A 6,758-nucleotide genomic window follows, 5' to 3' on the forward strand; every position below is an offset into this window, starting at 1 on the left:
ACGATTAAACGGCTTGAGTCCGTTAGAATTCAGGACTCAAGCCGCTTAATACATTTTTTATTATTTCCACTGTCTACTTGACTGGGTGCAGTTCATTGACCACTTGAGCTTTAGTGTTATCCGACCACAATGTTTGTGAATTTAGCCAACTTAGCTGTTTTAATTTTACTTGCTCCTGCTTGTGCTGCAGCCATTCCAGTAAATGTACCTGTATTAACACGCCATTTTGCTCCATCCGGCTCAATATAAGCTACCCAACCAAAGCGATGTTTTAATACATCGAAGACGTTTTCAGCGTCTTGTTTTGTAGAGTATGTGCCAGTTAAGACGCGATATTTATTGTTATCTGTAATTGGTTTTGGTGCCTGTGTAGCGCCAGCATTCTGAATCATCTTTAAGAACTCGCTCCACGGGATATTACCAGAACGGATCTCTCGAGGGCAGTTCTTGCCACTATAATAATTGTGCTGGACTACATCATTTATAGTAAGCTTCTCATCCTTCAAAATCTTAGCAATTAATGCTGCAGCATTCTGAAGAGTCTTTTTATAATCGCCATCAGGATTCACACAAATTTCAACATGAATACCTTCTGAATTACCTTTAGATGTTCCTGCTGCCCAACATTTCCATATATGTTCAAAGGACTGCACAGCTTCTTTACAATCAACTTGCCAGTGCCATGAAGCTGAACGACTATTACCGTTTGCTTGTAGTCTTGCATGTGCATGTGCATGTGCATGTGCATCAGCATCAGCGCCTGTCCGATAGTTATCAGTACCATGTACAACCACTTTTTTCTTAGTATTACCTTTACCATTAGTAACTTTTGTTGCCTGAGAATCGAGTACTAATTTTTTACGAATAACAACCATTACTGTTCACCGTCCTTTCTAGGTTCACCATAGTTAAGAGCCTGTTGACTATCTGAGGTACCTACCGTTGTAGGGTCAATGATGATACCCAATAAAGCTAAAATACTTAAAACTGTCTCTGAAATAGCTGTTACTTGATCGTTATAAATAGTAATGTTAAAGTATGGATGTAAGTAAGCAACTCCCTTGATGATCCTCCTTGCCTACCTTTCGTAAACGATTGTTCATTCCAGCATCAAAGATTTCATTGAGCTTTTTCTGATAAACTTCGTTTTCACTTGTAATAGATGGCTGTTTTGAAAGTGTGTAACCAACTTTTTGATCAACGAGTTTCTTTATATATCCATGAACAAGCTTTAAATTAGATTTCCAAGCAGCGTCACGCTTCTTTTCTTCTATGTCCATTTTATTTCTATAATACGTTTCTCCAATACTCATCAACTTGCGTTTGTCCGACTTTTCCCAGTCTTCTATCTCGTTAAGTATCACTTGTTCATCCTTAATCACACTTTCAACCATATTCTTAATCACCTCTTCCATTTGCTCATGCCATCGCGGTCTGAATAAATCCTCAATCAACATTTAATCACCTCACTTTAGAACAGAAATTGAAGGTCGTTTCATATCTCTTTCGAACGCATAGCGAGTAGCATCGATTGTATGGTTATCTTTGTCCTCTAAACGAGGGATAGGATTGCCGTCTTTATCCGTCTGATAATCAATATTCTCAAATTCTCGTGCAATATTTGGTGTACGCAAAGGATCAATACAAATAAAACCTAAATCATCTAGCCATTCCTCACCGTATTCCACGCTGTCAGGGCCTTTCTTAACACCATAAATACTTGGTATCCCTTGCTCATCACGTAATTCAGCAATAGACTTTGGCTCAGCTGAATCAGCAGCTATACGGTCTGATTGATAACCTTTAGCTTTTAATTTCTCAGCTAGTTTGCGGTTACTGATTTTCACGCCATATACTTCATCAATAGCATAGATGCCATTTTTCTTTTTGTCGTAGTGCCATCTAACAAATGCCAGAGGGTCCGTGGCATATCCAAAGTCATTACCATTTCGTATATTGTCAAATGACGCAACCATTTCATCAGCGATTGAACCTTTTTTAATTTGTAAGTTATCAAACGGCACAACCCCACTCCCGATTGCTTCGCCGAGGTATTCCCAACGGTATTTTAACGGCTTATTTTTCTTAACATTCTCTGCTTCTTCAATAAACTTTTTCGATAAATGTGGATTCTCTAAATAAGTTGAATGATGTACGTAAGTATTGGTATCGATCATCGAACTCTCATACTTCTTGTTCACCCATCTGCTTACGTTTCGGCGGATTGTAAGAATAATAAAAAGAGTAGTCAAAAGGGTACGCTTGCTGTCTATCAGCTTGCGAAAATATCTTCCCTTCCAACTCCTCGCGTAGAATTGAGTTTTCAATTGTTGTTACTTCATCCTCTGACTTAAACTCTGCTAATTCCTCAAACCATACGATAGCTAATGGGAAATCTGCGTCTTTAATAGATTTAATCTTTTCAGGATCATCAGCACCAGCAAAGTAAATCTTGTTCCCTCGGCCTAGATAAGTTATTTCAAGCTTGGAATCAAAAAAACGGAATTGATCACGAACTCCCATAACGTTTGCAGCAGCCTTAAAGTTAGCGTACACAGATTTTAAAATAGTGTTTTGCACTTTCCGTATGCCAAGAGCAGACACTGGATATTCCATGATGTCTAACAGGATACGCATTGGAATGTGAAATGATTTACCAGAACCACGGCCACCCTTTAGGACATAACGTAAATGTCCCTTTGCTCTGGAAGCACGCCAAAACGGTTTGAATTGCTCTGTAATGATACTAGCCAAACTGATACGTCGCTCTGTCATTACACATCATCCACAATAACCACTTTAGTTTTACCGTCCGTTTCCACCTTATCAATCCACATGCGATAACGCTTGCCTAGTAATTCAGCAGCTTTAATTCGTTCTGTAGTAGTTGGTGGCATATCTTCATCAATTGTTTGTGCACATTCACCTATGCCACGTAAAGTTGCCGAAGTTGTCTCGTCCCTTGCGATAGCAGTTAGTAACTCTAGTATTTCTTGCTGATCTACTACTCGTTCGGACTTCAATTCCTCCATGCGATTGTCTATATAAGATTTCACGCTAACATTTGTTAACATGCGACTTCCTGCTGCTCTCGCTGTCGCTTCTTTCTTAACATTCGGATATGCCTGTAAATAAGCTTCTGTTGCATTTCCTAGTTCAATATAATAATCAGCAAAAGCTTGTTGCTTCACTGTTAACTTTTGTTCAATCAATGGCATCACCCCATACGCTAGTTGCTTATTTTGATAAAATCGAGTAGGAGGGAGTGATTAACTCCCGACCTCTCACACCACCGTACGTACGGATCCGTATACGGCGGTTCAATTAAGATGAATAACGCAAAGTTTCGTAACGAACTTGCAGACTTTTCAGCCCTTGGCTTTCCCAGTAGGAATTGCCGAGGGTTCTGTGTAATATGGGGCTTTTTGAGATGCGCCAGTATCCCTTTCGGGTATTTCCCCATTCGTATGCTTTTCCGTATGGAACTTTTAAACGAATGAGATTTCTGACTCTCGTTCGGGGTTTCTTCCAATTCTTCCAAAGACACATTCGCAACCTTCTTTTAATCCAACTGTCTAATCTATTGAATATTGAAGGGGTATCTGCGAGCGCAAAATATCCACACCATCCAATTAGATATTGGTTTAATTTCTTGATACAGTATTCCATTGGAAATGGCATCTTTCTAGAGGTTATTCCTCGTATTTTCTTCTTCATTCGCTGAAGGCTTGTTTTCGCTACTCGAACTTTTGGTTCCTTATGGTACGAAAAACTAAAACCCAAGAATTTTCGATGCCATGGTCGGTCTACCGCTGATTTGGACTCATTCACTTTCAAGCGTAGTGTTCCTTCGACGAATCGCTGTACGCTTGCTATTGTACGCTCTCCCGCACGTTTACTCTTCACGTAGATATTGCAGTCGTCTGCGTAGCGAACGAATTTATGACCACGTTTCTCTAATTCTTTATCCAACTCATCTAACACGATATTAGAAAGAAGTGGACTTAATGGTCCACCTTGCGGTGTTCCTTCCTCTGTACTTGAAACAACTCCATTTATCATGACACCTGCTTGGAGATATTTACGGATAAGTTTTAATAATGATTTATCGTGAATTCTTTTCGCTAATGTTGCCATTAATCGGTCATGGTTGACCTTATCAAAGAATTTCTCTAAATCCATATCCACAACCCAACGATATCCTTCTTTCATATAACCCTTCGCTTTTCGGACTGCGTCATGAGCACTCCGGTTTGGTCTGAATCCATAACTGTTGTCCGAGAAAGTTTGGTCATATTCCTTTGATAATATCTGCGATATAGCTTGTTGAATCAAACGGTCTGTCACGGTTGGGATTCCTAATAGACGCACACCGCCGTCTGGTTTCGGGATTTCGACACGAAGTACTGGTTGCGGTTCATAGGTTCCCTTTAGAATTTGCGCTTTAATGGATTCCCAGTTTTCGAGGATGTGCTGACGTAAGGTTTGTACGGGCATCATGTCTACTCCCCGGCTTCCTTTATTCGCTTCCACTCGCTTTAATGCTTGTATCATATTCGGACGTGCTAGAATTTGATTCAACATCACCATTTCGTTCCTTTCCGTGAATAGCTTGTCTTCTTATGCCCACCTGAACTACACCCTCCGCAAATACCCTCATGGACTTCACCATTACTTTCTAAGCGTGAGGTTTCCCTGTTTTCTGTGTTTATTCATTCAAGATGGAATGCCAAGGGCTATTCTCTCTTAGTTGTTCAGTCCTTCTGATTAGTTCTAGACCCAATCGTACTATGACCTCTGCTGACTTCTGATGGTTCAGCTACTTGTCACCAAGTAATTTATGAAGGGTACTTCACGTTTCCATCAGACCTCCCCGGGTAAGCGCATGCACTTTCACACCATCTATCCGCCTCATTTACTCGATATGACCTTCGACAGAAAGGACTTTGTGTTGTATTGCAAACTCATCCAATCATACCTAGCCTTATATGAGATTCGTGTTCCTCGGACCGGTGTTTTGCCTCCAGCTTCCTTCAGATTCCGCGTCACCACGGACACCCTTGCTCTTGGCTAACCTCTACTTCTGTCTTCGGGGTTCGGGACTTGCACCCTATAGTTCATACGCATGCCGGGCGCACAATAAAAAACCACAAAAAATGTGGTTTAAGTTATTTTCAAAATATTTTTTTCTTTGTTAACTGATATATCTAAATCCGATACAATATCATTTAACTCCACTTGAACCCTGATTACATCTTCAATAGATTGTATATTTCTATCCCGATAGATCTTTTCAAATGTATCATTTGCATCAAAACCTTTATTCAACAATTCATCACTAGATAACGTGATACATGATAATTCACTTGCTTTAGGCTTATATTCAACAACTGTGAGAGACGGATCGTTAGAAAATGTGTAAAGTGCAATTTCGTTTAGATGGCTTCTGCCTCCTAACACTACTTGGCATTTCGCAAGTTTTAAATCTATTTTTTTAACCAGTTCATCACGAATTAGCTCAGCGTTATTTTTTAAATCATAAAATAAATCACCCGAAAACTTACTGAAAAGATCTTCGGCAACCCCTACATTACCAGTACAAGCGATAAATTGTTTATCATTTATTCCTCTTACTTTTAAGAAATCTTCACTTATTACTTCTTTCGTTTCTGAATTAATTTGTCTTCCGTCAGCCACCACCGTAACAAAATTCTCCATAGCAACCACTGAAATAAAACTCATATTATCATCTCCTTCATTTAAATCATAATCCAGGAGAAGAAATATATGTAATAACTTTTTGCTCTTAAAAGTAAGTACCGTTGCCCTAGCAGTCAAGGAGAGGATCTGCTCGACACTCACTTTTCAGGGCAAAATAAAAACATCCTAAAAAGGATGTTAGAATTACTTATGTACCATACTCACTTTAATATCAATTTCTTTTCTTATTATTTCTTCAATGTCTGTTATTCCATCAAACAAATAGTCTACCATTTCATCTTCTGAGGTCATACATAAATAACCATAGTCATCGTATTCTTCCTTATACTGCTCTACATTATTCCTATAACTTATTAACTCTGAATATACCTTAAGGCTACCTCGTTGCGCATATTCATATAGGTTTGTAGAAGAAAACTTTTCATAAATGTATTGAACAATCTTTTCTTCTGAAAAGTCACCGTCATTTTCATATTTTACGGAAATATACGTAATTATTTTTTCTATCTCTCTTTCTAATGGATATAAAAACATTAATTCTTCATGATGTCTTTTTTGATTTGCTATCACTCGATCAGCTTCAATTGTTCTTGTAACCCCAATTAAAGTAATAGATCCACCAATAATTGCTCCTACGAATCCTATTAAGCCCGCAATAATTGTGTAATCTTTTATTGAGAGTAGATTAATAATCACTACAGTAAATATTAAAATCATAGTTGACGAAACTGTAATTAACAAAACGATATTCATCGTATTTTCTAACTTCTTCATGATATCACCTCCCACCCAATCTTAAACCAGAAAGCGAAATATATGTAATAACTTTTTGCTCTCAAAACCACACCAAACTCGGCCCACTTGAAGTGACCCCTAAAAGTTAGACACGGTTATTTCATTAGGCAGCTTGGGTAAATTGAGTTCGGTATTGCACCGGACTCGTTTTTAATTTTGCCTTGATCCGTTTCGTATTATAGTAATTTATATATTTTTCTAATTCTATTTTAAAATGCTCTATACTTTCAAATTCCCTCATG

Annotated in this window: 8 protein-coding genes and 1 pseudogene; all 9 read right to left on the bottom strand. The window is 38.5% G+C overall.

Annotated features, from left to right (window positions below):
* Positions 1–116: 116 nt before the first annotated feature.
* Complete coding sequence (locus ACIQZA_RS25410) at positions 117–875, bottom strand: N-acetylmuramoyl-L-alanine amidase (RefSeq protein WP_402884613.1); 759 nt, start codon at positions 873–875, stop codon at positions 117–119.
* Positions 875–1,069, bottom strand: a complete 195-nt coding sequence (locus tag ACIQZA_RS25415) for a phage holin (protein ID WP_402884622.1) — start codon at positions 1,067–1,069, stop codon at positions 875–877. The genes ACIQZA_RS25410 and ACIQZA_RS25415 overlap by 1 nt, the downstream gene beginning before the upstream one ends.
* Positions 1,032–1,457 (bottom strand): phage portal protein, encoded by a 426-nt coding sequence (locus ACIQZA_RS25420; protein ID WP_402884615.1) that lies wholly within the window; start codon positions 1,455–1,457, stop codon positions 1,032–1,034. The genes ACIQZA_RS25415 and ACIQZA_RS25420 overlap by 38 nt, the downstream gene beginning before the upstream one ends.
* Positions 1,458–1,466: 9 nt before the next feature.
* Positions 1,467–2,775: pseudogene (locus tag ACIQZA_RS25425) on the bottom strand (PBSX family phage terminase large subunit).
* Entirely contained in the window at positions 2,775–3,218 is a 444-nt protein-coding gene (locus ACIQZA_RS25430; RefSeq protein ID WP_402884617.1) for a terminase small subunit, read from the bottom strand. Before ACIQZA_RS25430 ends, ACIQZA_RS25425 begins: the two are co-directional and overlap by 1 nt.
* A gap of 106 nt (positions 3,219–3,324) precedes the next feature.
* Positions 3,325–4,587 carry a group II intron reverse transcriptase/maturase gene (gene ltrA, locus ACIQZA_RS25435; RefSeq protein WP_402884623.1) on the bottom strand — a complete coding sequence of 421 codons (1,263 nt, stop codon included), beginning with the start codon at positions 4,585–4,587 and terminating at the stop codon, positions 3,325–3,327.
* Between the two features lie 576 nt (positions 4,588–5,163).
* Entirely contained in the window at positions 5,164–5,742 is a 579-nt protein-coding gene (locus ACIQZA_RS25440) for an Ntn hydrolase family protein (RefSeq protein WP_402884619.1), read from the bottom strand.
* 162 nt (positions 5,743–5,904) lie between these two features.
* Positions 5,905–6,495: a hypothetical protein gene (locus tag ACIQZA_RS25445; protein WP_402884621.1), complete on the bottom strand. Its 591-nt coding sequence runs from the start codon at positions 6,493–6,495 to the stop codon at positions 5,905–5,907.
* 124 nt (positions 6,496–6,619) lie between these two features.
* A partial coding sequence (locus ACIQZA_RS25450; RefSeq protein WP_402884624.1) for an IS3 family transposase occupies positions 6,620–6,758 on the bottom strand: 139 nt, incomplete at its 5' end.

This window comes from Lysinibacillus sp. NPDC096382 (genome assembly GCF_044762845.1).
Classification (GTDB): Bacteria; Bacillota; Bacilli; order Bacillales_A; family Planococcaceae; genus Lysinibacillus.

Excerpts from the sequence above, each read along its gene's own strand:
- ACIQZA_RS25410 (WP_402884613.1), bottom strand. The coding sequence starts at position 875 with ATGGTTGTTATTCGTAAAAAATTAGTACTCGATTCTCAGGCAACAAAA.
- ACIQZA_RS25420 (WP_402884615.1), bottom strand. The coding sequence starts at position 1,457 with ATGTTGATTGAGGATTTATTCAGACCGCGATGGCATGAGCAAATGGAA.
- ACIQZA_RS25430 (WP_402884617.1), bottom strand. The coding sequence starts at position 3,218 with ATGCCATTGATTGAACAAAAGTTAACAGTGAAGCAACAAGCTTTTGCT.
- ACIQZA_RS25440 (WP_402884619.1), bottom strand. The coding sequence starts at position 5,742 with ATGAGTTTTATTTCAGTGGTTGCTATGGAGAATTTTGTTACGGTGGTG.
- ACIQZA_RS25445 (WP_402884621.1), bottom strand. The coding sequence starts at position 6,495 with ATGAAGAAGTTAGAAAATACGATGAATATCGTTTTGTTAATTACAGTT.